Below are 24,508 nucleotides of genomic sequence, written 5' to 3'. Positions count from 1 at the left end.
AAATCTTGAATCACGACGGCGAAAAACACCAAGTGATTTTAAGAGTTTACGTCCAAGTAATACCCCTTTTGGAGCGGTCACCCCGCTTGGGTAGCGGCTCCACAAAAGGATGCTCCACAAAGTATGGCTTTGCCGTTCGACTGCCTTCTATCCTTATGCGCAATTGCCGAGGACTGATCGACTGTTAGATTCCTGTCATCGATCTGTCACATCTCTGCAAACGCGGATTTTGAGGCAGTACCGAGTCAACTTCAGGGAGAGATTCGATGAAAGCCGTAATCCAGTGTGGCGGTCAGGGAACGCGCCTGAGACCATACACTATGGTGCTACCCAAGCCGCTGATGCCAGTCCGCTCTCAGCCGGTACTTGAGCTTCTGCTGAAATGGCTTCGACGAAACGACCTGACAGAGGTCTATATCACCACCGGTTATCTCGGCCAGCTGATCAAGAGCTTCTGTGGCGACGGGCGGCGGTGGGACATCCGGATCCGCTATACGGATGAAGCGGCACCCCTGGGGACGATCGGGCCACTCGGCTTGCTGCGCGATGAACTCGACACCAGCTTCCTGGTGATCAATGGGGATGTCATTACCGATCTGAGCCTCGGTGCGTTCGCGCAGTACCATCACAGCACGGGCGGAATACTCACGGTGGCTACCATGCACCGGCAGACTCGAATGGATTTCGGCGTCATCGAGGCACATGACGGGCGGATCACCAGCTTCAAGGAAAAACCGATACTCTCGAACCTTGTGAGCATGGGTGTCTACTGCATGGAGCCCTCGGTGCTTCAATACATTCCTGCTGGCGTCCCATTCGGCTTCGATGATTTGATCCTGTGCCTCCTTCGGCGAGGCGTTCCGACCCACAGCTACATTCACGAGGGCATGTGGCTCGACATTGGCCGGATCGAAGATTTCCAAACCGCTCAGGAGCTTGATTGGGATGTCCAGTCACCACCGTTTGAACGCGTCCACGCAGCCTGAGGCTGTTCTGCTGAATGCGGCCGCCCCGGGCGGAGGTGCCGCAACGGCGCGTGCCGGCAGCGGGGCCGACGATCGCTCAGAGATTTACGTCGCGCGACCAATCTTGGGGCGTCAGGAGCAGGTCGCCGTTTCCGAAGTCTTGGACGACGGCTGGGTCACGATGGGCTCGCGTGTACGCGATTTCGAGCTAGCCTTCGCCGAGCGGCATCGCACGGACGATGCCGTGGCAGTCAGCTCTTGCACCGCCGCACTTCATCTTATCCTCCATGCACTGGGGATAGGGCCAGGCGACGAAGTCCTCGTGCCCTCGCTCACATTCGTGGCGACGGCCAACAGCGTCTTGTATACTGGAGCGTCGCCTGTCTTCGTCGACATCGAGTCGCTCGCCATGCCGCTGATGTCCCTGGAGGACGCTGCGCAAAAGTGCTCCCCGAGAACGAAGGCTGTCATTGTCGTGCACTATGCTGGCTGTGTCGCGCAGCGCAGCGCATGGCGCGAGTTCGCCTCCCGGCGGGGCCTGTTCCTCATTGGGGACGCGGCGCATGCAGTGGGCCTCGAGGACGCCGCAACCTTCGGCGACGCAGCTGCCTTCAGCTTCTACGGCAACAAGAACATGACGACCGCAGAAGGCGGCATGGTGGTGTCGACTCAATCCGACCTTCTGGAGCGAGTCCGACAAATGCGCAGTCATGGGATGACAAGCGGCACATTCCAGCGCCACCATAGTGGCGCGCCGCGCTACGACGTGACCATGCTCGGCTACAATTACCGAATGGACGAACTCCGGGCTGCCATGGGTCTGGTTCAACTCGGTCGCCTGACAGCGTGGAATGAACGCCGGCGCGTCCTGACGGCCAGATATGCAGAAGTTCTGGCAGCCGATTGCCCGACCATCCTCGTCCCCAGCCTGCAGGGTTGCGATTCGGCTCATCACATCATGCCGGTCGTCTTGCCGGCCGAAGCCGACCGCGATCGGATCATCGCTTCCATGAGAAGCGATGGCATCCAAACGAGCATCCATTACCCGCCTGTTCACGACTTTTCTTTCTACAGATCTCAGCTACCCGACCTTCGGCTCCCGAAGACGGAGGAATTCTCTCGTCGCGAGCTGACGCTCCCGCTGCATCCCGGCATGGATGACGGTCACGTCGAGCGCGTAGTCGCCGCTCTGGCCGCTGCTGCGCAGGCATGAAGGACGTCACGAAACAAATGTGAGGAGATACGTAATGAGCCATGACGACCGTCCGCCAGCACGTCTTATCGGCTGGATTGCCCGCTCCCTCGACGTTCTGTTCGCCGCCGTCTGCTTGGCGGTTCTAAGCCCCGTGATGCTGCTGATTGCCGTGGCGATCATCGCGGAGAGCGGCCGTCCGGTGTTCTTCTCGCAGGTGCGCCTTGGACAGGGCGGCAGGCACTTTCAGATTTACAAGTTTCGCAAATTTCGTGCGGACTGCAGCCCCTTCGGCCTTCCATTGACGGTCAATAATGACGGTCGAACGTCCAGAATTGGACGATTACTCGCAAAAACGAAGTTCGACGAGCTCCCGCAACTCTATAACATCCTCCGGGGAGATATGGCCTTTGTCGGCCCGCGGCCAGAGAGCCTCGCTTTTGCCGACTGCTTCGACGACAAGCACCGGGCAATCTTGGACTATAGGCCTGGAATATTCGGTCCCAGCCAGGCAGCGTTTCGCAATGAGGCGAGCCTGTACCCGGTGAATACCGACCTGATTAAGGTTTATCGAGAGGTGATCTTCCCGCTGAAGGCCTGTCTCGATCTCGAATATTACCCGCGTAAGACCATGCTCAAGGACCTAGTGTGGATTGTTCGCGGAGTCATGGCGGTGGCTGGCCTCCATCCAACATTGACCAAGCTTCCGACGCAGCTGCCCACGCTGCGGACCAGCCAGGCGCCTGTGACGGAAGGCGCTCTATCGCCACCTTCGAGCTGGAGCCGCGCGAGGAGGATGCAACTATGAGCTGGGTAACTCCGCAGAGGCCCTTTGAGCAGGGTCCCGCGGACGCGACGCAGGGATCGTCCCACCGGACAGCAGCAACGCCAGTGCCTCGTGAAAAGTGGTGTTCGGGCGCGCTCCTCGGTGCGGAAAGCCCGATCCCCTCGCGAGCATGCAATCCCGGCGCGATTCCATCGCTGTGGGCAAGGACACCGACGGCGCCAAGGCGCAACACCATCATCATCGAGCTTTTCGGGCCAGCTGCTTCCGGGAAGACGACCCTTGCCCGAGCCCTCGAGGCGGCGCTCGATGCTAGGGGCATCGCGGTGCAGCTCGTCGGGAGCTCGCGTCCTGCAGAAAAAGGTTCTGAGCCACCAGGAGCTGGGACTAAGCCGTCCTCCGCGCTGCCCGCAGCCTTGGCCCGCGCCTCGAAAGTCTTCACCGCTCTGGACGCGCTGGTGCCAGGGGTCTCCATCGACCCACTCGTCGAGCAATTGATGGAGATCCTGCCGCCAAAGAGCTGGACCAGAGCCATCCGGGCTCGACGTTATCTGCGGAACATCTGCGGCTCCTGGAGCGCGGCGCTGACCTCGGACAGCGTCGTCATCTTCGATCAGGGTTTTATGAATTCGCTCTGCTCGCTCGCCCTCTTTTCCGGTGCGGTAAGCCAGCGTGCTCTGTCGCGAGGACTATCGCTTGTCCCGGCGCCCGATTTGCTCATTCGCGTGGAGACGCCGCGCGAAGTGCTGCAGGCGCGCCTTGAAAAGCGGCTGCGTCGTCAAGGGTTGTTTGAGCGACTGTTCGAGAGCGACATCCAAAGATCGCTTCGGCAGATTGAGATCTCCTCAATGATTGATGATTTGCTGAAAGCGCGCGGCCGGCATTCGATGCGTGTGAGTTGGTGGGACCAAGACACCCTCGCAATGGCCGTTGAGACGATCGCGGACGAAATCATCTTGAAGAAGGGACACGGATCGCGATGACCTGACTTAGCGCGAAATCGCCTTGTACCCGCGACGCTGAATTGACGGAGCAAACAGAGCCGTTTTCATCGGTCGCGTCCGGCACCGCTTGACCGAGTGCAACGCTCACTGCGGAAACAATTGCCGCGGGTGATGCAAGAGCTGCCCCCGCCATAGCGGCTTTCGGAGCCGGTTGCAGAAAGGAGAACTAGCTATGGTAGATAAGATCGGCACGGATGCTGGCGAGGACCTCACTGGCGGCGCTGAAAACGATCTGCTCGATGGCAAGGGGGGAAACGACAGGCTTTACGGCAAGGATGGCAATGACATCCTTTATGGCCGGAGTGGGGATGACCTGCTCGACGGCATGGCCGGCGCGGACGCCATGTACGGCGGAGCAGGCAACGACCGCTACAGGATCGATAATGTCGGCGATGTGATCAGCGAGGATGAAAACAACGACGGCATCGATGATGGCGGAATCGACCTGGTCGAGAGTTCCGTCACGTTCACCCTTCCCAAGTTCTTTGAAAACCTGACGCTGACGGGAACGGACGCCGTCAACGCAACAGGCAATGAACTCGACAACAAGATCAAGGGAAATGCCGCTGCGAACGTCCTGACTGGAGACGGGGGAAAAGATATACTTACTGGCGGTGGCGGCGCCGACACGTTCCTATTCGGTCCAGCTGCGGTCAGTAGCACGGACCGGGTGGTGGACTTCGACGCGGACGACCGACTTGGATTCTTCGCCGCCGATTACGGCCTGAGCGAGGGCAGCGGTCTGACCAATGGGAAACTGTCGAGCGACTACTTTACCATTGTGAGTTCCGGCAATCAGGCGAGCACGTCTCACGGGCAGTTCATCTACTCGAGTGGGACTCGGACTTTGATGTGGGACGGAGATGGTGCCGGCGGCGCCGCCGGGATCGCGATCGCCACCTTCGATACGGATATTGCAAGCCTCCTGAGCGCCGACCGCTTCACGATTTCCGGGTCTGGCGGTTCAGCACCACCGCCGCAGATATCGATCACGGACGGAGCGCCCAACCCGCAGACGGAAGGCAGCACGGCCACGATCAAGTTCATGATCACGCTGTCGGAGGCGGCGTCCGAGGCGGTGCGCATCGTCTACAGTACGCAAGACGGCACGGCGACAGCCAGTGAGGACTTCGTGGGCGTGAGTGGTGGCGTGGTCGAGATCCCGGCCGGGCAGACAAGCGTCGAAGTCACCATCAATCTGCGCGACGACACCATCGTGGAGAATGCCGAGTCCTTCAAGGTCCTGATCAACTCGGCAAAGCTCGTCACGAGCGGCACGGCGCTCACCCTTGCCGATTCCTCGGGAACGGGCAGTATCGCCGACAATGATGCCAGCCCGCCTCCGAATCCGACCGTGGTCAACATCACGGACGGAGCGCCCAACCCGCAGACGGAAGGCAGCACGGCCACGATCAAGTTCATGATCACGCTGTCGGAGGCGGCGTCCGAGGCGGTGCGCATCGTCTACAGTACGCAAGACGGCACGGCGACAGCCAGTGAGGACTTCGTGGGCGTGAGTGGTGGCGTGGTCGAGATCCCGGCCGGGCAGACAAGCGTCGAAGTCACCATCAATCTGCGCGACGACACCATCGTGGAGAATACCGAGTCCTTCAAGGTCCTGATCAACTCGGCAAAGCTCGTCACGAGCGGCACGGCGCTCACCCTTGCCGATTCTTCGGGAACGGGCAGTATCGCCGACAATGATACCAGCCCGCCTGCGAATCCGACCGTGGTCAACATCATTGACACCAGCATCAAGGCAGGCGGGATCAACAGTTCGGATCCGTCAGGGCTGGCCTATGTGCCAGGCCAGGGGCTTTTCCTTTCCGATTCGGAAGTGGATGAGAGTCCATTCTTTCGCGCGAACAATCTGTTCCAGATCAGCACGAGTGGTGTCCTGGAGAAGTCGCTCAGTCTTGCGGGCTTCACGAAGGAGCCGACGGGTCTGGCGTTCAACCCGGTCACCGGTCATTTGCTCATCACGGACGATGACAAGTACTCGATCTACTGGGTCGATCCGAAGAACCCGACAGCGAGGCTCGGGACGCTGTCGGTCAAGTCCCTCAACTGTGACGATCCGGAGGACGTCGCCGTCAACCCGAACAATGGCAACGTGTTCATTGCCAACGGGACTTCCCGTACGATCGTCGAGACCGACAAGGCATTCAGCCAGGTTCTCTCCAGGATCACTCTTCCCACGATAATCAAGGATCCGGAGGCGCTGGCCTATGACGCCCAGCACGACGTGTTCTTCGTGGGCGGCGGCTTTAGCAAGAATATCTGGGTTGTCGATCGCGGCGGCAACATCCTGCAGACCATCGACCTTCTTAAGGATTACCGTAACCCGATTGGCGACACCAGCGCCAAGATCAAGGACCTGGAATTCGCGCCGAGCAGTGATCCCAATGACGATCCGGGTAAGATGAATCTCTATGTCGCCGACTACGGGAACAGCCATGTGAATGACGGGCGCGTGATCGAAATCGACTTGGGCAATGATTGGCTCATTGTCGCTTAGCACTTCAGTTGCGGCTGTCGTGAGCTTTGCGCCATTGCCTGGTGCGCTCGGCACTGCAGCGCCGCGCGTCTTATCAGACGCGCAAAATTCGCGGTAGCACTTTGAATTGGCGCAATGTCTGTCTCCTTAAATCGAGAGCGATTTAAGGAGACATGCAATAGGCGGGCCAGGCGACCACGGCAGCCAGCGGCATGGCGGCGGTGGCAAACCCCGGCAGGGCATGCGTGGCGGTGAGACAAGTGAGCGACCTGCGTTCCTTAGTCTCCTCGTCGCACCGCACGAGCTGCGCAATGCCAGGTCCAACCGCATCGCCCGTCAGGTCACGAAGGCCACGCCGCATCTGCGCAATGGCGAAGCAATGGCGCTGGAAGCCATTGCCCTCGTAAAGCGGCGAGGGCCAAGCCTATCACGTCAGATAGCTCAACTCGGGGCGAACCCGCCCGGCTGCGATTCGGTAGCGCCACCACTCGATCGTCTTTTCGAGGCCGCTGTCGAGCGTTTCGCGAGGCGCCCAGCCCGTCAACTCTCGCAAACGATCCGAGTCGGCGATTAGGGCCATCACTTCCGATGCAGCCGGCCGCTTGCGAACGTCTTCCGCGATTATCGGTTTGGCGGGCCCAGCCACTAGTTCGCGAATGCGTTCGACGGTCTCAGAAATGGTAACTGCAAACCCCGAGCCTGCATTATAAGCGGCACCCCATTCCAGCTGTTCCGCTCGGCCGATGGCTAGAAACGCACTGACAGTATCGTCAACGAAATTGAAATCTCGTATCGGGCTAAGGTCACCAATCCGGATCTCTTTCGATTCCGGCTGGAGGGCCTGCCGGATGATTGTCGGGATGACGGCGCGCTCGCTTTGACGCGGCCCGTAAGTGTTGAAGGGGCGCATGATGACGGCGGGCGTCTCGAATGATCGGGCATAGGCCTCTACCATCTTGTCCGCACCAATCTTGCTGGCGGAATAGGGTGACTGACCTTGAAGTGGGTGTTCTTCGGTGATTGGTGTGAACAGCGCGGTGCCGTAGACTTCGGAGGTGGACGTGTGGACTATCCGGCCGACCCCGCCTGCGCGACAAGCTTCGAGCACGTTCACCGTGCCCGTTATGTTGGTGTCCACATAGGATTGCGGCGCACTATAGCTGTACGGGATCGCGATCAACGCGGCGAGGTGAAATACGACATCTGCGCCGTCGACCAGCTTGCGCACGAAATGGGAGTCGCGGACATCGCCAGCCACGAGATTCATGGCTTGGCGAAGCTCGGCGGGGGTATCATCTAGCCACCCCCTTTGCCCGAAAGAGTTGTAGAGACTGAGCGCGGTGACCTTTGCACCCTGACGTACCAAGCTCTCCGCCAGATGCGAACCAATGAATCCATCGGCTCCAGTGATCACCGTCTTTAGTCCGTCGTAGCGCGTATCGATAGCCATGGCACTCAGTTCCCCATCGTTGCGTTATTTCTGCTTGAACCCGCGAAGTTCAAGATGGCGGCGTACCCACGGAGGCGACAGGGGATTGCCACCGAGGCCCCCACTTCCATTCACGAATCCGAAAGCACAGAATCATAAACAGCAGTTGTCTCCGCCACCAGGCGGTCGAGGGAGAAGCGCTTCTCGTACCAAGCCCGTCCGGCCTCTCCCATCTGGCGACGATACAGTGGAGCCGCAATAAGCAAGCGCAGACGGTCGCGGAGGACATCAATATTTCCCCGCGGTACAACGAATCCGGTCTCGCTCTCGCGAACCGACTCGCGCACTCCTCCAACGTCTGACGCAATCACGGGCAGCCCCGCTCGCATAGCCTCGAGGATCGAGCGCGGGAATCCCTCCCAATTGGAAGCGAGCACAAATATCTGCCCATCCGCCAAACGCTCTGCCACATCCTGCCGATAACCCGCAAAGCGAACGCGCGACGCGATCCCCAGCGAGGCGGCAAGCCCCTCGACAGAGGAGAGCAAGGGCCCGTCACCAACCAGCTCCAGCTGCCAATCGAGGTCCGTTAACTGCGCAAGAGCGCGCAAGAGCGTCGCATGGTCTTTTTGCCAGGCCATGCGTGCCACCATTACAATCTTGGGTGGCGATCTTTCCGGTCGGGCGCGAAGCGATTCCTTGACGTCGGGCATGGCATTCGGAATTGCCACGAGCCGATCTTTGCGAGTCAGGAAGCTCCGTTCGGCGGCACTGAAGTCAGATTCACATACCGTGATGATACGAGACGCAAGCGGTGCTGCGGCCCATTCGACCAGCCAAAAAATAACACGCTGGATCCATGGATGCCCCTTCGTGAAACCCCAGCCGTGGGCGGTAAACAGAGCCGGAATACCAAGACTGTATGCGGCAATCCGACCAAGCAGGCCCGCAGTGGTAGAGTGCGTCGATACGATGTCGGGGCGAAGCTGACGTAATAGTTCTCGGATCTCAAGTACAGCTTTCACGGCCTGGAAGGGCCCCACGCTGCGATGCAGGTTTTGTATGCAATGAATGGGAATTCCACACTCTCTGAGGTGATTGGCAAACCGACCGTCGCGACCAGCCAAAATCGTCACCTCCGCACCTCTGGAACGAAGCGCAGTGGATAGATCGCGCACGTGAATGTGTGCCCCCCCGATTTCGTCTCCGCGCGAAATCACGAAAACGATCCGTAGACGATGGTCGACCTGCTCGGTCGTCCGCTGTTCGTGTGACGTTAGAATAGACATCGGCACCCCCGGCCACAGCTACAGTTAGACACTACTCCACAGAGCCTGCATCACGGCTTTCACCGTATCCTCGAGCGGCTGGTCCGTATCGACGGAAATCACGCGCGAATTGGGGAACTCAGTCTCCATCTCGATCTTTCTGCGCCTCTTTACGGCTGCGGGATCGGGTCCTTCTTTCTTAATGCGAACCGCGTCCCTTCTCAGCGACGTCTCGATCGGCGCAGTTAAACGGATGACAAGCGTCGGCTGCGGGAGCCCGGTGTAGAGCGCCCGCTCGCGCCTCATCAGCCACTGCTTCGGGCCACGTCCGCACCGCGCAAGCGCCTCATCATCGAACCGACTGCTGTCGACCGCGCCAAGGGTTGCGGAAGGGTAACGATCGGCAATCACAATCGACCCCGCGGCGGCATAGCGCCAGCAACGGCTCAGAAGCGCGCGGCGGTCGTGGGCCAGAACAGTGAGCCACAGAGTATTCAGCAAAGAAGGCGGCACGTTTTGCTTCTGCTCACGTTCCGCACGCGCGCTGGATCGGTGACCGGGCAGGATCCGCCGGGCCAAAGGAAGGATGAGGCGCGGGAGGAGCGAAACGAACGTCGCGGGAGGTTTGCCGACATGGACGGCGCGGACATCGAAATGATGGCCCAGAATGCGGGCGGAGGCCAGACTCAAGGTGGATTTTCCCGTGCCCATGGGACCGACAAAAGCGATTACGAGCCCTGCCGCCGTAGGGATAAGCCTGCGGCGACGCCTCAGCAGCAACAGTAGGACACGTTGCATGCGTGACAGCGCTTCCGAGAGTGTGTTGAGCCGTCGCCAGCCACGGAGCTGGCCCGCTACCTGACGACCAAGCAGGATTCGGCGAACCATGGCCCGCGGCTCGGCGATGGCTTCGATCAGGTCATGAAGAAGCGAAACAGGCGCACCCGGAAACCAGGCCGTCCAGAGCTCCTCGGCCTTGTCACTGTTCGCGCTTGCACAGAGCCATTTCAGCTCCTGCAGCACGAGGTCGTAGTGGCGCTGAAGCAAAAACAGCTCCGCAAGACTGGTATGCTTGAGCGCAATTCGGAGCGCAAAGAGCACCAGTTCGGCCTCGACCGTGGGGACAGGAACGCCGTGCAAGCGACGCGTATTGGCCAGTAGCGCCGATTCCACCGGGAGATGGTAGGCCTTGACCAGACTGTCACCGGTGACGATCTGGAAATAGGCGTGCACGTGGAGCAGCTGCGGCGCATCGGGGTCCAGAGCAAAGGCGTGGAAGACACCGGGATGTCCGGCCCCGTTCGCTGAGACCGCGAGCTTGAACCCGCTTTCGACCAGCGCGGTTTGGAAGCCGGCGGCGTCCTGGCGGTCGATGAGCAGGTCGAGATCCCCTTCGCCCGCAAGGCTCTCGCCAAGCCGCAGATTGCTCTTCCAGTGGCAGTACCGCAGCCCCATACGGTCCAGCGAGGCGAGCAGGCGACGTATCGGCTCCTTCGGTGGGGGGAGGGCCGACGTTGTTTCGGGGCCGGCTGCTCCAGCGAGATAGGCTTTAGGCTGCATGGACGTCAAATGACGGCGACTGAACATCCTCAATCGAGCTCCTGGGCGGTGTGGAAATCGTCTATACGGCCAAATTCGAGCCAGACGGCAGCAACTCGAGCACCGGCTGTGATTGAACCGGCACCAGCGGCATCGGGAGGACCATGGTATACGGGCGCAGGCGAGTTCCCTGACCGCCACATCGCATTACGGCTTTCATCAATGGACTCCCTCCGCTCAACAGGCCGATGCCACAGCTCCGAAACCCGCCTCTGAGGCGAGTTTGACCCCTTGCCGTTTCCAATCTAGCGCGCCGGCTAACGATCAACTTAATGCTAATAAGGGTGAGAAGGTTTTTCCGGCAGGAAGCTGGCTTTGGCAAACCTGAATACCCAAGAAGAGTGCCGCTCACTAAGCCCGAATGTAAGCATGAAGTATTGGCGGAGCAGGCAAGACGCACTCGACACGATCCCGTACACCGCCTACAGCGCCGCGCGTCTTATCAAACGCGCAAAAGGTCGCTGTAGATGCACGGCGCTGTAGTGGCACCACGAGTGCAATTTGGTGGATGGCGCCGGGGAAGCAGACGGGACGGGCGTCTGGGGCCGTAAATCGTCGTTGGCAGCGCTGCGAGCGAATATTCGTCAGTTGATTTAGGCTCGGGTGCGAGGGGCGCTGGGGCTGATGTCGAGCGGTCGCGCACTCGTCAACTTTCGCGGTGCGACTGAGTGCATGGCCGCGAGACCGAGCACGACCGAGAACCAGAAAATCGGGTGACGAACAACCAGGTGAAAGTTGGAATATACGAACAGCGAGAAAATCAGACTTGCCAGCGCTATGAGCCCAGCCCGGTAGGCAGCGATGAGTGCCGCCGTAATGATCCAGAAAAAGATCAGCACAGCTAGGATGCCGCCCTGAGTGATCAAGTCGAGGGCAGTGTTATGCGCTTCTGCCTTTTCAGGGGGCGGTAGTTTCGTCCGCTTTCCGAGAAGATGCGGGCCTGGTCCGAGGCCCAACATTCCTGATTTCAGGCCAATATCCACCGCTTCACTCCAGAGTCGAAATCGATCTTCAGCTTGATCATTTTCTGACATGGTCTCGACGATCGCTTGGCGCGCATTCTCCGCGATCTTCGGAGTGAACGGGGTTACGGACGCAAGCAGCAATGGAAGTGACAGGATCATCAGACAGGCGACGGTCATGACCAGAGACGGGTGACGCTCGGCGCGCATGAACCTGATTAGAAACTTGCTCCCCACGAAAAGCGGTACCGCAAAGCCAATGGCCACGGTAAACGAGTCACTTCGGGTCAGAATTCCGGCAATGAAAGGAGGGACCATGCAGCTAAGCGCGAAAATTTTGGTGTGCGGGCGAGCCGCCGCTTCTGCCCTTTGAAGCGACAGCAGCACAAGGACAGTGCATAGAAGACCAAATTGGTTTGGATTCATTGACCAGCCAATGAACCGGTTCCACTCCCAAAAGCCAAGGCCTGGCATGGGAACCATGCCATAGCCGCCGGCGATTAACAGAATGACCGCGACGGCGCCGCCGACCGAGAATGTCCACGCCACGCGGTGAAGCCGCCAAGCAGGGAGAATGACTAAGAGAAGCGACAAAATAGCCACGAAGGCGTAAGCTTGTCCGGTGTGCAGGGCGCCCGATGGATAGATATTGTCTGTGGCCAATCCCAAAAGCAAACCTATGCTCTGGGCGAAGGTGAACACCGCCCAGAATAGCAGCATATGGGAAAGGGGCCTTGTAAGCGCCGGAGCGCCCCGATAGGCGAGGTCAGCCAGCGCTCCAATAATCCATATCGTGAGCAGCGCTTCGCCGGCTCCCCAAGGCGTGCCGGGCAGACGGAGCTGCGTCGCAGTCGACAACAACAGTCCAAATGCGAGCAGTCTATCATTAATCATTGACACGACCTGATTAGACCAAACCCAAAGCAGCAAGTGCCCGCCCTTTGGCCTCCGGGCGCACGAGCCGACGGCCCGATCTTCTCACATTCGCCTCGGTCTGGAATGTGCAAATTGGATACTGACGACGCCCAAAAAGGGCTAGGCCGCAACGCTGCTTACCCACTAAGGGGGTATTTACATCCACAACGCTGCGCCAGCATTTTAATGGGAGTGTTGCAGCAACCCCTAAAGACCGCCGGAGGCCACAATGAACCCAGGCAAGCCCAGATTGCTGGGATTGATTTTGTTGACGGGCTCGATCTTGGCGCTGTCGGTCAGCGGCAAGGTGCTTGCCTTCGACAATCTGGCGGACACACGGGTGGTCGCGGTGCCAGAGATGGCTGCCCCTGGCTATCTCGAGCGGAGCACCGATCCAGTATTTGGTACTCCTTTCGTTCGAGTGACGGATCCGGGCAAGGAGCTCATGACGGGCATCGCGTGTGATCCGGCCTTTTGCAGGCATCGCTATTCCAGCGCGCAGGCATGGAATGCCGATCAGAGTCTGCTGGTTGTCCAAAAAGGCTGTCCGGGGCTGTGCTTTCTGGACGGGCAGAACTATCGGCCGCTGTTCCAGCGCCGCCCGTCCGGTGTGTGCGAATGGCACCCGACAGATCCTGAGCAAATGATCTGCGTCAGCAATACTGAGATATTTCGCTGGATAGTGCGCAGCGATGAGCGGATGACGATCTATGCTCCCACAGAGTACCGAAAACTGGAATTCGGCCCCGGGAAGAACAACCTTTCGCGCAATGGTGATCGACTGGTGATCCGGGCTGTCAAACCGTCTGGCGAACGGGTCGCCTTTGCATACGACATACGATCGGCGACAAAATACCCCGATATCCAGCTTGATCATGAGGGCACCAACAACTACTGCACCATTTCGCCTTCGGGCCAGTACATCTTCTGCCATGAAGACATGCCTGACGGCAGTGACATCGCCGACATCTTCAGTTTTGACGGCCATCCGATCCAGCACTGGCCTGAGCATCATCGACCTGGCCACGGCGACATGACGATCGACAGCGACGGCAGCGATGTCTATGTCGGAATAAGCAAGAGCGAGCCGGACAAATATCAAGTCATCAAGAGGCGCCTCTCAGACGGTAAGGTGACGGTCCTGACACCGCCCGGCTTTGCGCAGCACGCATCAGCCCGCAGCATCAACCGGCCGGGCTGGGTATTCCTGACATACAGCGGCTCACACGAGCGGGCAGGGCGAAGCGGAACGACGCCCTTGTATGGGGAAATCGTCGCATTAAAAATTGACGGAAGGGGCGAAATCCGGCGTATCGTCCATCATCGAAGTGTGAAACACGACTATCTGAGCGAGGCGCATGCATCGCCTTCACCTGATGGCTCGCAGATCATTTGGGCGAGCAATTGGGGGCAACCCGGTGGACCTGTTGCGGCTTACGTTGCCCGGCTTACCTGGCCAGAAACGATCACGGCAGATCACTTGTCCCCCCCTGTTCCCAAGAAGGAAACGCGTCTTGACGAGTGACCGGCGAGGCTTGGCAGCGCGCAGCGCGATTGGCCTGATGTGGACTGGCCTTTCTATGGGCGGGCTAGCCGTTGCGGAACTCGTCGCCCTCATCGTTTTGGCCAGATTGCTTGCTCCGAGTGAGTTTGGGCTCTATGCCGCAGCGCTGGTCGTCATTAATTTTTCCGCAATATTCGAAGGTCTGGGCGTCGCTCAGGCGATTGTGCAGCGACCTGTTGTGGAAGAATCCCATCTACGTGTTGGGTTCACCCTGTCGCTCATTTTCAGCCTTTCCATGGCTGGGCTCGTCTGGTGGGCAGCGCCAACTATCGCGGACCTGTTCCGCTTAACCGAACTTGCTCCCGTGGTGCGCGCGGCCTGCGCCGTATTCCTGTGTCGTGGAATATCGATGGTGGCGCAGGCCTCGGCCCAGCGCGCGTTGCGGTTTCGGTGGCTCGCGGGTATCGAGGCGGGCGCCTTTGCGATCGGGTTCGTTCTCGTCGGTCCCCTATTAGCCTGGCGGGGGCTTGGGATCTGGGCCCTTATTGGCGCCCTGGTGTGCCAGCATTTCGTGCGCATGCTTGCGCTGCTCATCGGACAGCCGCACCCGAAACGGCTTCTGCTGGAACGACGCGCGATCGGACACCTGCTCTATTTTGGAGGTGGCTTTACCATCGCTCGCATATTCAATTACCTGGCCGGTCAGGCCGACAAAGCGGTCGTAGGGCGTTGGCTAGGAGCTGAGTCGCTGGGGCTGTATGCGCTCGCATCGCAGCTGATGACAGCACCCGCAGTCATTGTTGGCCAGACCCTCGATATGGTCTTGTTTCCGACGATGGCGCTGATCCAGCAGGAGCCGGCGCGATTGGCACGCGCATTTCGCGGCGCAGTCGCGTCCTGTGCATTGCTTGTGCTTCCCGCCAGCGTGGTGGTAATGGCTGTCCTGCCGGAACTGGTACAGGTGCTGCTCGGCCCGGGATGGGAGAACGCGGTACTCCCGCTTCAGATCCTGGCGGCGGGAATGCTATTCCGCACCAGTTACAAGCTCAGTGATTCGATTACCCGGGCAACCGGGGCCGTATACGCCCGCGCGTGGCGGCAAGCCGTTTTCGCCTTCGCAGTCGGGGCCGGCTCATTCATCGGGCAACATTGGGGTGTGACAGGAGTGGCGCTTGGGGCCGTCATAGCGGTGGCGAGCAACTTCCTTCTCATGGCGCAGCTCAGCCTCCGCCTTACGGGACTTAAGTGGTCGGACTTTGCCGTCGCGCACCTACCCGGCGTGGCGCTAGCGGTCACGGTAGGAGGCGGCGCCTGGATGTTTGCGAATTTATTGCGAGAACTTCACACGCCGCCGCTCTCCCTGCTGGGAATGATCGTGCTTACCACGGCCCCTGCCAGCGCGCTGTTGTGCTGGTGCGCACCAGCGTTGTTCCTTGGTCACGATGGCAGGTCGGCATTGCAAGTCCTCATGAGCCTTGCCCCAGCTTGGCTCCAGCGCCGCCCAACATAGCGGCGGGGCGGCAAGGCGGGTAGGAGGCCCCCCATGCCTGTCACCCTTCAGGACTAGTCCTGATTTGAAATGGGTCCGCTTTGCCTCATTTCCTATCATGCCTGGGTCCCCACTCGGCTGGCCTGCGGCGCTTTAAATGCTTGGCCGCTTTGACGGGCCCGACCAGCATGACAACAGTCCCCTCGGACACATTAGCGATGTGGCGATCGGGCCTGCCAAGAGAGATTTCAAGTGACTAGATTCAGCGATGTGGAATCCTTCAGTTTAGACGTCACGAGCGACTCGCCTCGTCAGTTGCCGACATCCACGACCTTGGTGAGGACCACCGAAACCTCGACCTAGTCGACGCGCAGCACCGACTCTTCAGGCGTTACCTACATCGCCAACCCACTGCTGATCATGGGGCGCTGCTGAGCCCGCTTACCGCCTTCGCCTTTTCCGATGACCCGACCGGTGTCGCCTACAACCCGATCAACAAACACCTCTACTTCTCCGATGACGCCGGCACGAGGGCCTTGTACGAACTCGATCCGGGTCCGAACGGCCTATTCGACGGAGTCGTCGACATAGAGTCACTCGCGCACATTGGCGCCGGTTGTGACGTCATCTGGTCGCTGCACGATCACCATGACAGGCGTCTTCTGGGTATTCGGTAGACCTTTTTCGGCCTCGCAGCATCAGCCACATGCCCTTCAGCCAGACACGCAGAGGAAGCTTTGTGGAATGCAGCGGTGTGTGTGTCGTCACCGTAAACTGGAACCGACATCCGCCGCTGGAACATTGATAGAGACCCGGATGCGCACGCCGCTTGCCCATATCGCGCCCGGCGATCGCGATCGAGCGCTTGTAGCCACAGGCAGGGCAAACTCTTCCGGCCGGCCACACCATGCTTTCCAGCAATCGCCGACACTGCTCCTCATCGCGAAAGGCCACGATCATATCTTCCGCCGTCCGAATGTTGGTAAGCGCTGCAAGCATCGTTTCCGACATTCTCATCTCCTTCGGATCATGCCCGAAGAATCGCATGGAAGTCGTTGGCTATCAAGGTTATTGCTATTTTTGGTTGATAAAGGCCGCGTGTTTGAGGGAAACAATTCTTGTTCCGACCTCTACTACGCAAGTAGCATATATAATACTAATTTCACCGCAGTATCGTGTAATCTACTTCTTTTTTCACTCGCAGCGCCCCAATTTGTATGTGTTCTGTCGCCAGCCTTTGTAGTACGCTATTCTTTAGGCAGTAGAGTACCGCCGAGAATTTCTGCGGTAGTTTGGCTTGGCGTATTCGCCGAGTATTCCTTTAATCCGTTAGTACAAGCCGAGGGCGATTGGCAGTACTGTTGCGCGGCGACGATAATATTTAAGGCGGAGGGCAGTATAACCACTATCTCCAAGATCCCGGGAGCAAGGCGTATGAAAGAAAATGATATTGACTATCCCCCATTCAATGAGCTTATCGGCGCTGTCAGCGTGCGTGCGGAACCTCAACGGGAGCGCCTGCTTGTGATAATCGACACCCGTGCGCTCGATCGACAATGCCTCGCGCAGAGCATTGTTGCTCACAAGACGGACCTGCTCGTGTTGGCCTTTGGATCAATTGAGGAATGGAGGCAGCATCGCGGGCAATACCCGCCATTGTCGGCGATTCTCTTGAATATCGGGGGCAGAAATATTGCCGAGCGGGATGTGGCCGAGGAGATCCGCCGGCTCTCGTCCGAATTCGCGTCGACGCCGGTCATCGTGCTGGCCGATACGGACGAACTCGCGCAGATCATGAAAGCCCTCGAATGCGGCGCGAAGGGCTATATCCCTTCCTCGGTCACGATAGATGTCTGCATCGAAGCGATCTATCTTGCTCTCGTTGGCGGGGTCTTCGTTCCCGCCAGCTGTCTGTTCGCAATGCACCAGCTGTTCGAGTCGAGCAACACGGTCCCACACCCGCTGGCGGGTATGTTCACTTCCCGCCAAGCCGAAGTGGTCGAGGCGCTGCGGCGCGGCAAGGCCAATAAGATCATTGCCTATGAACTCAACCTGCGCGAAAGCACCGTCAAGGTTCATATCCGCAACATTATGAAGAAGGTCAAGGCGACAAACAGGACCGAAGTCGCCTACAAGTTAAACGATCTGTTGCCCAACGATCGAAGCGTGGAACGCGATCCGCAGCACCGCACGACCAGCGAACCCGATCAGCCTACATCTTCGGCGCCATCTGCCCGAAGCTTGGGAAAGCGGCAGCGCTGGTCATGCCATGGTGCGACACCTACGCCATGACACAGCATTTGGCCGAAATTGCCCGTCATGTCGCCGACGATGCGTATGCCGTCCTCATCATGGATCAGGCTGGTTGGCATATGTCCAACACTCTCGTCGTACCAGACCGTGCCGCCGGCAACCATGATTCCCTTGTCGATTGCGAGCCGCGTCGGTGGCGAGACCGCGGCCACCGCGGCACCGTTCGCTTCCCTGATGGCAGGGGCCTCGAAATAGGGCCCATCTGCACGGTATAGGCGAGACCCATCCTCTGCATCCGGTCGAGCGTCCGTTCCGATCCGGTGTTGGGCGATCGACCAGCGCAAGTCGTTGAACGGATGCGTCTTGTGCACCGCTTCGAAGACGTCGAGGATCGCGTTTGCGGCGTCATCGGTATAGGCATGGATCTCGATGGGGATGCGCCGTTCTGCGGCGAAAAGCGCGACTTTCATGAGTTCTTCGCGCGCCTCCTTTGGTAGCCCGGCCCCATCTGCACGCCGTCGTTATCCGCGGGCGTCGGGGCAATCTGAGGGAGTGGAGCGATTGAGACGGAGCCCATCGCTCAAATGCTTCCGATGCCGCGCAGAAAATCCACGTCGAATTGGACGATAGTTCACCAAAAGAGCACGGTGAGAACCTCACTGGCACCGAGGCAGCACGCTACGAATCTGAGGGCAGGAAGAGGAACCCGCCAGAAGAACCAAGGGAGCGAGAAATGATTCACGCCGATGACGGCTCACCTGTCCCAGGAGCAGCGATTGATGCGCGACAGTTGCCGCGCGTTCGTCGACGACGCAGTGACGCCTTTCATTCGATCGAACTGGCAGCGCGAATGGGACATGAGCCCGGGCGAGCGACTGCCGCGCTCGATCCTCGAGGGAGCCGAAACGATCGGCATCCGCACGATCGATGTCGCGCTCTACCAGGGCGAGGCATGCACGTCGACGTCACGCATACTCGTGCACGATGCGCTGCATGACGAGTTCCTCGAGCGTTTTGCACGTGCGACCGAGAAGCTGGTCGTCGGTGACGGCCTTGACCCCGCGACAGATATTGGGGCCATGGTCGATGCGAAGCACCGCGACAAGGTGCTGGCCTATCTCGATATCGCGCTGAAGGAAGGAGCCCGCCTAGTCACCCAGGGTAAACTTCCGACCGAGGGGTCGCCCCCACGGTCCTTGCCGATGTGACGCCCGACCTGGCGCGAAGAGATGTTCGGCCCGATCGCCAGCATCATGCGGTTTTCTACCGAGGAAGAAGCAATCCGCATCGCCAATGACAGCGAGTACGGCCTGACGCCGGCAATCTGCACGACCGACGAAGCCCACGCCGGCAAGAGTGCGGCCAGGCTCGAAGCCGGCATGATCTTCGTCAACAACTATATGGCCGCGCCTTCCTCGGCTCCCCCTTCGGCGGTCAGAAGGGAAGCGGCTTTGGAAGGGAAAACGCCGCGGAAACTCTGCGGGAGTTTACGCGCTCCAAGAATGTGCGGTTCCCCTCGGGCAGAGGCACCATTCCGATCTGGCCGCCGAGGGACTGAGCTCTCCCTGAACCAGACATTGAACACGGTGACGGAGCCGGGCTTTCGGGCCCCGTCGCTCCATCGCGCGGATATTGCTGCTGCGTCAGAGCGCGCGACCGCCATCCACCTGGATGATATGACCGGTGGAAAAACCGAGCAACGTCGCACAGGCCAGGATGGCCGCAGTAATATCGTCGACCTCGCCGATGCGGGCGAGCGGGGTCGAGGCCGCGACCTTCTCATTGAAGCCCGAACCCCGCCCAGAAACGAATTGCGTGTCGACGACGCCGGGAGAAACGGCAAGCACCCTGACCTCCGGCGCCAGCACGCGGGCGAGGGGCTTGGTCATGACGTCGATACCAGCCTTGGCTGCGCAATAGGCGATATTCGACCCTATGCCGGTGAAGGCTGCGATCGACGAGATGGAGACGACGAGCCCATCGCCGGACTTTTTCAACAGAGGGGCGAAGGCCCGGATGGCTGCGAACTGGCTTCGCCAATTTACCTTGAAAATGTCGTCGATCAGTTCGTCGGTCAGTGCATCGAGATCCCGGTGGGCGATTGGCTTGGTGAAACCGGCCGCATTGACGAGGATATCGAGCCGGCCGAATTTCTGTTCGATGGTGCTGGCGAGGCCGCTAAGGGCGCTGGAATCCGTGATGTCGGCGGCGTAGCGCGCGTGACGTTCCGCGTTTGCAAAGGAAGAATGCGCCGCATCCGCGCTCAAGACGCTCTGTTCGCTCGGCGTATGGGTGATGAGAACCGTTGCGCCTGCCTCCGCAAACAGGCGCCCTGTCGCGGCGCCGATCGCACCGTTTCCGCCGATAAGGAGAACTGTCTTTCCAACCAAGGACCGCGGATACGCCATAAGGCTTGAGCCTGGAGAGGAGAGGGGCTCTCCAATGAAATCCGACACTGTTGACAACCAGCGCGCGACCGTTCGGCAGGGAACGATTGTCAGCGACTTCGCGCAGCTACCGGCCCTGTGCTGTCGCGCTCCATGAGTTCCACCGGCAACACGGTCTCCAAGGGGATATCGTCGTCTGCGCCGGAATTCATCAGGCGCAGCAAGATCGACGCGGCGGTGATGCCGGCATCGTATTGCTGGATCCTGACAGTTGTCAGCCGTGGACGCGCCAGATGGAGGAATGGCATGTCGTTGAAACCACTGACGGAAATGTCCGACGGGCAATCGAGGCCATTCTCTCGCAGAACGTCGATGCAGCCGAGCGCCAGGCGGTCGTTTGCGCAGAGCACGGCCGTGAAATCGTGCCCGGAGGCAAGCAGGTCGCGCGTGCAGCGGGCGCCTTCGTCTTCGTCGAAGCGTATGGCGGTAACGATGAGTTCCGGATCGAAGTCGATCGACATTCTCACGGCGGCGCTGCGAAACGCCGCGAGGCGCAGCTGGCCGGTCGAGAGATCCTGCGGTCCGGCAAGATGCGCGATCCGCCGGTGGCCGAGCTTCGCCAGGTGGCGCAGCATCTCGCAGATGCCCATGTCCTCGTCATTGATGACGTAGGGGATGTTCGAACGTTCCACGCGTCTGTTTAGCGTCACCACCGAGAGACCATCCTGGGCGGCTCTGGCAATTGAGGGATCGCTTCTGAGCACCGCCGCGTGAATGAGGCCGTCGACGCCACGGTCCCTGAGCACTTCGAGAAGACGAACTTCCCGCTCGCGTTCGCTATCGGTGTTGACGATGATCGACGCGTATCCGAGCGGTTCCAGAACGCTTTCGATTCCGCGCAGGATCGGTGGGAAGATGGGGTTGGTGATGTCGGGGATGACCACGCCGACCGTCATCGTCCTGTTGGTGCGGAGCCCGAAGGCAATGCGATTGGGGCGATAGTCCAACCGTTCCGCCGCCGCCTGGATCTTTGCCACGACTTCCGGCGTGATGCTCTTTCGCTCAGCGGGATCAAGCGCGCGCGACACGGTCGACACGTGAACGCCGGTCGCGCGCGCAATGTCCTTCAGGGTGGTTCGTTTCTTTTGCATGTATCACCTCGCTCCTCCATTTAAAATCTTGCCAGGAGTTTTGCAATCGTTCGCATGGGCGCTTGACAAAGCGCAAGCGGTACGCATAATCGCGGACGTGCAATCGTTTGCACACTTGGTTTTCGGCAAGGAGTTGAGGAGCTGCCCTGCCGTCGATCGAACACACGGCGTGCGTGGCGTCCGGCGGAGCTGGGCGATTTGTCTTTTACTCGAATGCAAACGATTGCACGCAAACCTCTGGGAGGAGAAGAAATGGGAATCAATCGGCTGATCGCGGCAGCAACCATCAGTGTGCTTGCAGCAAGCACCGTTGCCAGCGCTGCGGAAACAATACGGATCGGAGCGTCACTGCCGATTACCGGTGGCCTTTCGGTCAGCGGCGAGAAGCACAAGCGGGGCTATGAGCTCTGCAACAAGCTCATCAACGAAGCGGGCGGTATTCTCGGCAAGCAGGTGGAATTGATTGTCAGCGACAATCGCTCTGATCCGGCAACGGCCATCAACCAGTACGAACGCTTCATCAATGTCGACAAGGTCGATGCCGTCTACGGCACCTTTTCGAGCCGCCTGACCTTTCCGGTCGGCAACGTTCTGTCCAAGTACAACATGGTTCACCCGGTTCCCTCGGGCGGGGCACTCCGGATCTATGCCCAGGGCTACAAGAACCTCTTCTACTTCCAGGTCAATGCCGCCGAATATACAGGCAAGGACGTGATCGGCCTCCTTAAGGAGATCAAGGACCCGGCGGATGCGCCGAAGACTGTCGCGGTCGTCCACGCGGACGACTTCTTCGCAAACGCGATCGCCACCGGCCTCCTCGGCCAGGAGGTGATCGATCCGGCCAACGACAAGGAAATCGCCGACCTCGCTCCCGGTTACTTCAAGGAAGCCGGTATCGAAGTGGTGATGGAGGAAGAGTGGCCCGAAGAAGGGTTCAATGACTGGCTGAACCTTGCAAATTCGATCAAGCGCTCCGGCGCGGAAATGATCGTCGGCCTGACGGCTTCTGCGGAAGAAGCGGTTCAGCTCATGCGCGCCTTGAAGACCGTCGGTGCATCAGCGAAGCTCGTCTATCTCAGCCAGGGCGCGCAGACGGAATTCATCGAGGGTGTCGGCAAGGATGCGGCCGAAGGTGTCGTCATCCACACCACCTGGCACAAGGATGTTCCCTTCAAGAGTACGCTCGCCGGAAAGCCGTTCGACAATGCGGATTTCGTGAAGGCATTCGAAGCCGAATACGGCGTCGAGCCGGATGAGGACAGCGCCATTCCCTTCGCCGTCTGCCAGGGCATCGAGCAGGCGATCGTCGGGGCCGGTACCACGGATAACGCCAAGATGGGCGAATGGCTGCACGGCCGCACAAAGGAGCAGCCGGTTCAGACGGTTCTCGGTAATTTCAGCTGGAACGATCTCGGCCTACCCGTCGACAAGGCGCACATCATGACGCAGTGGCAGGACGGCAAGCTGACCTTCGTTTACCCGACCGGTCAGTTCGAGGGTATCGTGCCGTTCCGCTATCCCAAGTCCGGTTTCTGACCGTTTGCCAGATAGGGGAGGGCGTTCCGCCTGCGGCGCGCCCTCCCGATCGGCAGGCATCTACTACTGAGATATCTACTGAAAGGAGATCGCGCGCATGCTCGAGGTTAAGAACCTGTGCAAGCACTACGGCGGAATTCGCGCCGTGGATGGCGCAAGCTTCACGGTCGAGAAAGGCTCGATCACGGCACTCATCGGTCCGAACGGCGCCGGCAAGACCACGGCCTTCAATTGCATCAGCCGCACCGTTGTTCCGACTTCCGGCGAGGTCTGGCTGGACGGAGAGCGGATCGACAATCTGCGCCCGCACAAGATCACCGCAAAGGGTCTTAGCCGGACGTTCCAGATCTCACGCAATCTCGCCGACATGACGGTGCTGGAAAACGTGATCGTCCAGGCGCGCTGCCGCGGGTTCACGGAGCTGTTTCGGCCCGCGATCTCGGCGGAGGAGCGGGACAAGGCGATGTCGATCCTCGATTTCCTCGGGATCAACCGCATTGCCTACGAGGACGGGCACAACCTGTCCTACGGCCAGAAGAAGCTGATGGATCTGGCCGCGCTGCTGATGGCCGATCCGAAGATCATCCTGCTGGACGAGCCGGCCGGCGGCGTCAATCCGACGCTGCTCGAGGAGATCGTCGGGCACATCAAGGCGCTGAACGCCAAGGGGCTGACGGTCCTCATCGTCGAACATAACATGGACCTGATCATGCGGCTTTCGCACCGCGTCGTCGTCATGGCGCATGGGCGGGTGATCTGCGACGGCACGCCCGATGTGGTGCGTCGCGATCCGCATGTGCTCGAAGCCTATCTGGGCGGCATACTGGAAGAGGAAGCGGCCTGATGAACGATCTTTTGCAAGTCACCAACATCACTGCCGGCTACGGCGACGGCCCTGCCATCCTTGATGGCGCCCGTCTGACGGTCGAGCCTGGCAAGGTCCACTGCATCATCGGCCCAAACGGCGCCGGCAAGTCCACGCTGTTGAAGGCAATCTGCGGCATGCTGACGATCCGCAAGGGTGATGTCGTCTTCAAGGGCGAGCGTCTGAACGGGCTGCGCCCGGACCAGATCCTTCGCAAGGGCATCTGTTTTGTGCCGCAGGAACGCGCGCTGTTTCCGAAGATGACGGTGCGCGAAAACCTGCGCATGGGCGGATACGTGCTCGACGACACGAAACTGCGCGACCGCCGCATCGACGAAATCCTCGAGCGCTTCCCGGTCTTGCGCGAACGGGCCGATCAGCATGCCGGAACCATGTCGGGTGGCCAGCAGCAGACGCTTGCCATGGCGCGGACGCTGATCGTCAAGCCGGACATCGTCATGCTGGATGAACCCTCCCTCGGACTCGCGCCGAAGGTGGTCCAGGAGATGTTCGACATCATGAAGATGATGTCGAAGGAGGGCGTCACGGTGCTGCTCGTCGAGCAGAACGCGATGATGGGCCTCAAGAATTCCGACTGGGGCGTTGTCCTCGACCTCGGCCGCACCCTCTTCGAAGGGCCGGCCGAAGCGGTACTGGCGGACCCGCGCATCCAGGAACTTTACCTCGGCGGCCGCAAGGTCGCGTAGC

General features: G+C 59.8%; 17 protein-coding genes and 4 pseudogenes. 13 read left to right on the top strand and 8 right to left on the bottom strand.

Annotation, left to right across the window (positions count from 1 at the left end; all coding sequences use genetic code 11):
• Nucleotides 1–266 precede the first annotated feature (266 nt).
• The 5 genes from IB265_RS34165 (at nt 267) to IB265_RS34145 (ending at nt 6,463) form a co-directional block, all read left to right on the top strand.
• Nucleotides 267–986 (top strand): sugar phosphate nucleotidyltransferase, encoded by a 720-nt coding sequence (locus tag IB265_RS34165; protein ID WP_057251165.1) that lies wholly within the window; start codon nt 267–269, stop codon nt 984–986.
• Complete coding sequence (locus IB265_RS34160) at nt 946–2,178, top strand: DegT/DnrJ/EryC1/StrS aminotransferase family protein (protein ID WP_082615849.1); 1,233 nt, start codon at nt 946–948, stop codon at nt 2,176–2,178. Before IB265_RS34165 ends, IB265_RS34160 begins: the two co-directional genes overlap by 41 nt.
• Before the next feature lie 34 nt (nt 2,179–2,212).
• Entirely contained in the window at nt 2,213–2,965 is a 753-nt protein-coding gene (locus IB265_RS34155; RefSeq protein ID WP_082615848.1) for a sugar transferase, read from the top strand.
• Nucleotides 2,962–3,924, top strand: a complete 963-nt coding sequence (locus IB265_RS34150) for an AAA family ATPase (protein WP_112997145.1) — start codon at nt 2,962–2,964, stop codon at nt 3,922–3,924. The genes IB265_RS34155 and IB265_RS34150 overlap by 4 nt, the downstream gene beginning before the upstream one ends.
• Nucleotides 3,925–4,117: 193 nt before the next feature.
• Complete coding sequence (locus IB265_RS34145) at nt 4,118–6,463, top strand: Calx-beta domain-containing protein (protein WP_192496010.1); 2,346 nt, start codon at nt 4,118–4,120, stop codon at nt 6,461–6,463.
• Nucleotides 6,464–6,869: 406 nt separating this feature from the next.
• Here IB265_RS34145 and IB265_RS34140 read toward each other — a convergent pair whose 3' ends face one another.
• The 4 genes from IB265_RS34140 to IB265_RS34125 form a co-directional block, all read right to left on the bottom strand.
• A complete protein-coding gene (locus tag IB265_RS34140; RefSeq protein ID WP_057251161.1) occupies nt 6,870–7,892 on the bottom strand; it encodes an SDR family NAD(P)-dependent oxidoreductase in 1,023 nt (340 codons plus the stop codon).
• A 110-nt stretch (nt 7,893–8,002) separates the two neighbouring features.
• Nucleotides 8,003–9,160: a glycosyltransferase family 4 protein gene (locus tag IB265_RS34135; RefSeq protein ID WP_057251160.1), complete on the bottom strand. Its 1,158-nt coding sequence runs from the start codon at nt 9,158–9,160 to the stop codon at nt 8,003–8,005.
• Between the two features lie 24 nt (nt 9,161–9,184).
• Nucleotides 9,185–10,726 (bottom strand): hypothetical protein, encoded by a 1,542-nt coding sequence (locus tag IB265_RS34130; protein ID WP_156414640.1) that lies wholly within the window; start codon nt 10,724–10,726, stop codon nt 9,185–9,187.
• Nucleotides 10,727–11,331: 605 nt separating this feature from the next.
• Nucleotides 11,332–12,594, bottom strand: coding sequence for an O-antigen ligase (locus tag IB265_RS34125; protein WP_192496009.1), 1,263 nt, complete (start codon nt 12,592–12,594; stop codon nt 11,332–11,334).
• A gap of 250 nt (nt 12,595–12,844) precedes the next feature.
• Between IB265_RS34125 and IB265_RS34120 the strand changes: the two genes are divergently transcribed.
• The gene (locus tag IB265_RS34120) at nt 12,845–14,140 is read left to right on the top strand and encodes a hypothetical protein (RefSeq protein WP_192496008.1); all 1,296 of its coding nucleotides are present in this window, start codon (nt 12,845–12,847) and stop codon (nt 14,138–14,140) included.
• Nucleotides 14,130–15,629 carry a lipopolysaccharide biosynthesis protein gene (locus IB265_RS34115; RefSeq protein WP_246806133.1) on the top strand — a complete coding sequence of 500 codons (1,500 nt, stop codon included), beginning with the start codon at nt 14,130–14,132 and terminating at the stop codon, nt 15,627–15,629. Before IB265_RS34120 ends, IB265_RS34115 begins: the two co-directional genes overlap by 11 nt.
• Before the next feature lie 590 nt (nt 15,630–16,219).
• Here IB265_RS34115 and IB265_RS34110 read toward each other — a convergent pair.
• Nucleotides 16,220–16,619: pseudogene (locus IB265_RS34110) on the bottom strand (transposase); the annotation flags it as partial.
• A gap of 423 nt (nt 16,620–17,042) precedes the next feature.
• On the opposite strand from IB265_RS34110, the gene IB265_RS34105 reads away from it, so the two are divergent.
• Both IB265_RS34105 and IB265_RS37895 read left to right on the top strand, forming a co-directional pair.
• Complete coding sequence (locus IB265_RS34105; RefSeq protein ID WP_192496007.1) at nt 17,043–17,900, top strand: response regulator transcription factor; 858 nt, start codon at nt 17,043–17,045, stop codon at nt 17,898–17,900.
• A pseudogene (locus IB265_RS37895) lies at nt 17,819–18,136 on the top strand (hypothetical protein); the annotation flags it as partial. The gene IB265_RS34105 and the pseudogene IB265_RS37895, both read left to right, overlap by 82 nt.
• On the opposite strand, the pseudogene IB265_RS37890 reads toward IB265_RS37895, so the two are convergent.
• Nucleotides 18,020–18,349 (bottom strand): annotated as a pseudogene (locus tag IB265_RS37890) (hypothetical protein); the annotation flags it as partial. The pseudogenes IB265_RS37895 and IB265_RS37890 sit on opposite strands and share 117 nt — an antisense overlap.
• 258 nt (nt 18,350–18,607) lie before the next feature.
• Here IB265_RS37890 and IB265_RS34095 point away from each other — a divergent pair.
• A pseudogene (locus tag IB265_RS34095) lies at nt 18,608–19,264 on the top strand (aldehyde dehydrogenase family protein); the annotation flags it as partial.
• 240 nt (nt 19,265–19,504) lie between these two features.
• Here IB265_RS34095 and IB265_RS34085 read toward each other — a convergent pair.
• On the bottom strand, nt 19,505–20,251 hold the full coding sequence (locus tag IB265_RS34085; protein ID WP_246806135.1) for an SDR family NAD(P)-dependent oxidoreductase: 747 nt from the start codon (nt 20,249–20,251) through the stop codon (nt 19,505–19,507).
• Nucleotides 20,252–20,358: 107 nt separating this feature from the next.
• Nucleotides 20,359–21,399 carry a LacI family DNA-binding transcriptional regulator gene (locus tag IB265_RS34080; protein ID WP_112994744.1) on the bottom strand — a complete coding sequence of 347 codons (1,041 nt, stop codon included), beginning with the start codon at nt 21,397–21,399 and terminating at the stop codon, nt 20,359–20,361.
• A 252-nt stretch (nt 21,400–21,651) separates the two neighbouring features.
• On the opposite strand from IB265_RS34080, the gene IB265_RS34075 reads away from it, so the two are divergent.
• From IB265_RS34075 to IB265_RS34065, 3 genes are all read left to right on the top strand, one after another.
• The gene (locus IB265_RS34075; protein ID WP_192496004.1) at nt 21,652–22,935 is read left to right on the top strand and encodes an amino acid ABC transporter substrate-binding protein; all 1,284 of its coding nucleotides are present in this window, start codon (nt 21,652–21,654) and stop codon (nt 22,933–22,935) included.
• A gap of 97 nt (nt 22,936–23,032) precedes the next feature.
• Entirely contained in the window at nt 23,033–23,779 is a 747-nt protein-coding gene (locus IB265_RS34070) for an ABC transporter ATP-binding protein (RefSeq protein ID WP_112994742.1), read from the top strand.
• Nucleotides 23,779–24,507, top strand: a complete 729-nt coding sequence (locus IB265_RS34065) for an ABC transporter ATP-binding protein (RefSeq protein WP_112994741.1) — start codon at nt 23,779–23,781, stop codon at nt 24,505–24,507. Before IB265_RS34070 ends, IB265_RS34065 begins: the two co-directional genes overlap by 1 nt.
• The last annotated feature ends 1 nt before the right edge of the window (nt 24,508 follow it).

This window comes from Ensifer sp. ENS10 (genome assembly GCF_014852025.1).
In the GTDB taxonomy this organism is placed as follows: Bacteria; Pseudomonadota; Alphaproteobacteria; order Rhizobiales; family Rhizobiaceae; genus Ensifer.
Note: the sequence above shows the minus strand (reverse complement) of the source record. Positions and strands in the feature narration are given on the sequence as shown.

Excerpts from the sequence above, each read along its gene's own strand:
- IB265_RS34105 (WP_192496007.1), top strand. The coding sequence starts at position 17,043 with ATGAAAGAAAATGATATTGACTATCCCCCATTCAATGAGCTTATCGGC.
- IB265_RS34130 (WP_156414640.1), bottom strand. The coding sequence starts at position 10,726 with ATGTTCAGTCGCCGTCATTTGACGTCCATGCAGCCTAAAGCCTATCTC.
- IB265_RS34165 (WP_057251165.1), top strand. The coding sequence starts at position 267 with ATGAAAGCCGTAATCCAGTGTGGCGGTCAGGGAACGCGCCTGAGACCA.
- IB265_RS34140 (WP_057251161.1), bottom strand. The coding sequence starts at position 7,892 with ATGGCTATCGATACGCGCTACGACGGACTAAAGACGGTGATCACTGGA.
- IB265_RS34070 (WP_112994742.1), top strand. The coding sequence starts at position 23,033 with ATGCTCGAGGTTAAGAACCTGTGCAAGCACTACGGCGGAATTCGCGCC.
- IB265_RS34160 (WP_082615849.1), top strand. The coding sequence starts at position 946 with ATGTCCAGTCACCACCGTTTGAACGCGTCCACGCAGCCTGAGGCTGTT.
- IB265_RS34145 (WP_192496010.1), top strand. The coding sequence starts at position 4,118 with ATGGTAGATAAGATCGGCACGGATGCTGGCGAGGACCTCACTGGCGGC.
- IB265_RS34155 (WP_082615848.1), top strand. The coding sequence starts at position 2,213 with ATGAGCCATGACGACCGTCCGCCAGCACGTCTTATCGGCTGGATTGCC.
- IB265_RS34150 (WP_112997145.1), top strand. The coding sequence starts at position 2,962 with ATGAGCTGGGTAACTCCGCAGAGGCCCTTTGAGCAGGGTCCCGCGGAC.
- IB265_RS34065 (WP_112994741.1), top strand. The coding sequence starts at position 23,779 with ATGAACGATCTTTTGCAAGTCACCAACATCACTGCCGGCTACGGCGAC.
- IB265_RS34075 (WP_192496004.1), top strand. The coding sequence starts at position 21,652 with ATGGGAATCAATCGGCTGATCGCGGCAGCAACCATCAGTGTGCTTGCA.
- IB265_RS34120 (WP_192496008.1), top strand. The coding sequence starts at position 12,845 with ATGAACCCAGGCAAGCCCAGATTGCTGGGATTGATTTTGTTGACGGGC.
- IB265_RS34135 (WP_057251160.1), bottom strand. The coding sequence starts at position 9,160 with ATGTCTATTCTAACGTCACACGAACAGCGGACGACCGAGCAGGTCGAC.
- IB265_RS34125 (WP_192496009.1), bottom strand. The coding sequence starts at position 12,594 with ATGATTAATGATAGACTGCTCGCATTTGGACTGTTGTTGTCGACTGCG.
- IB265_RS34080 (WP_112994744.1), bottom strand. The coding sequence starts at position 21,399 with ATGCAAAAGAAACGAACCACCCTGAAGGACATTGCGCGCGCGACCGGC.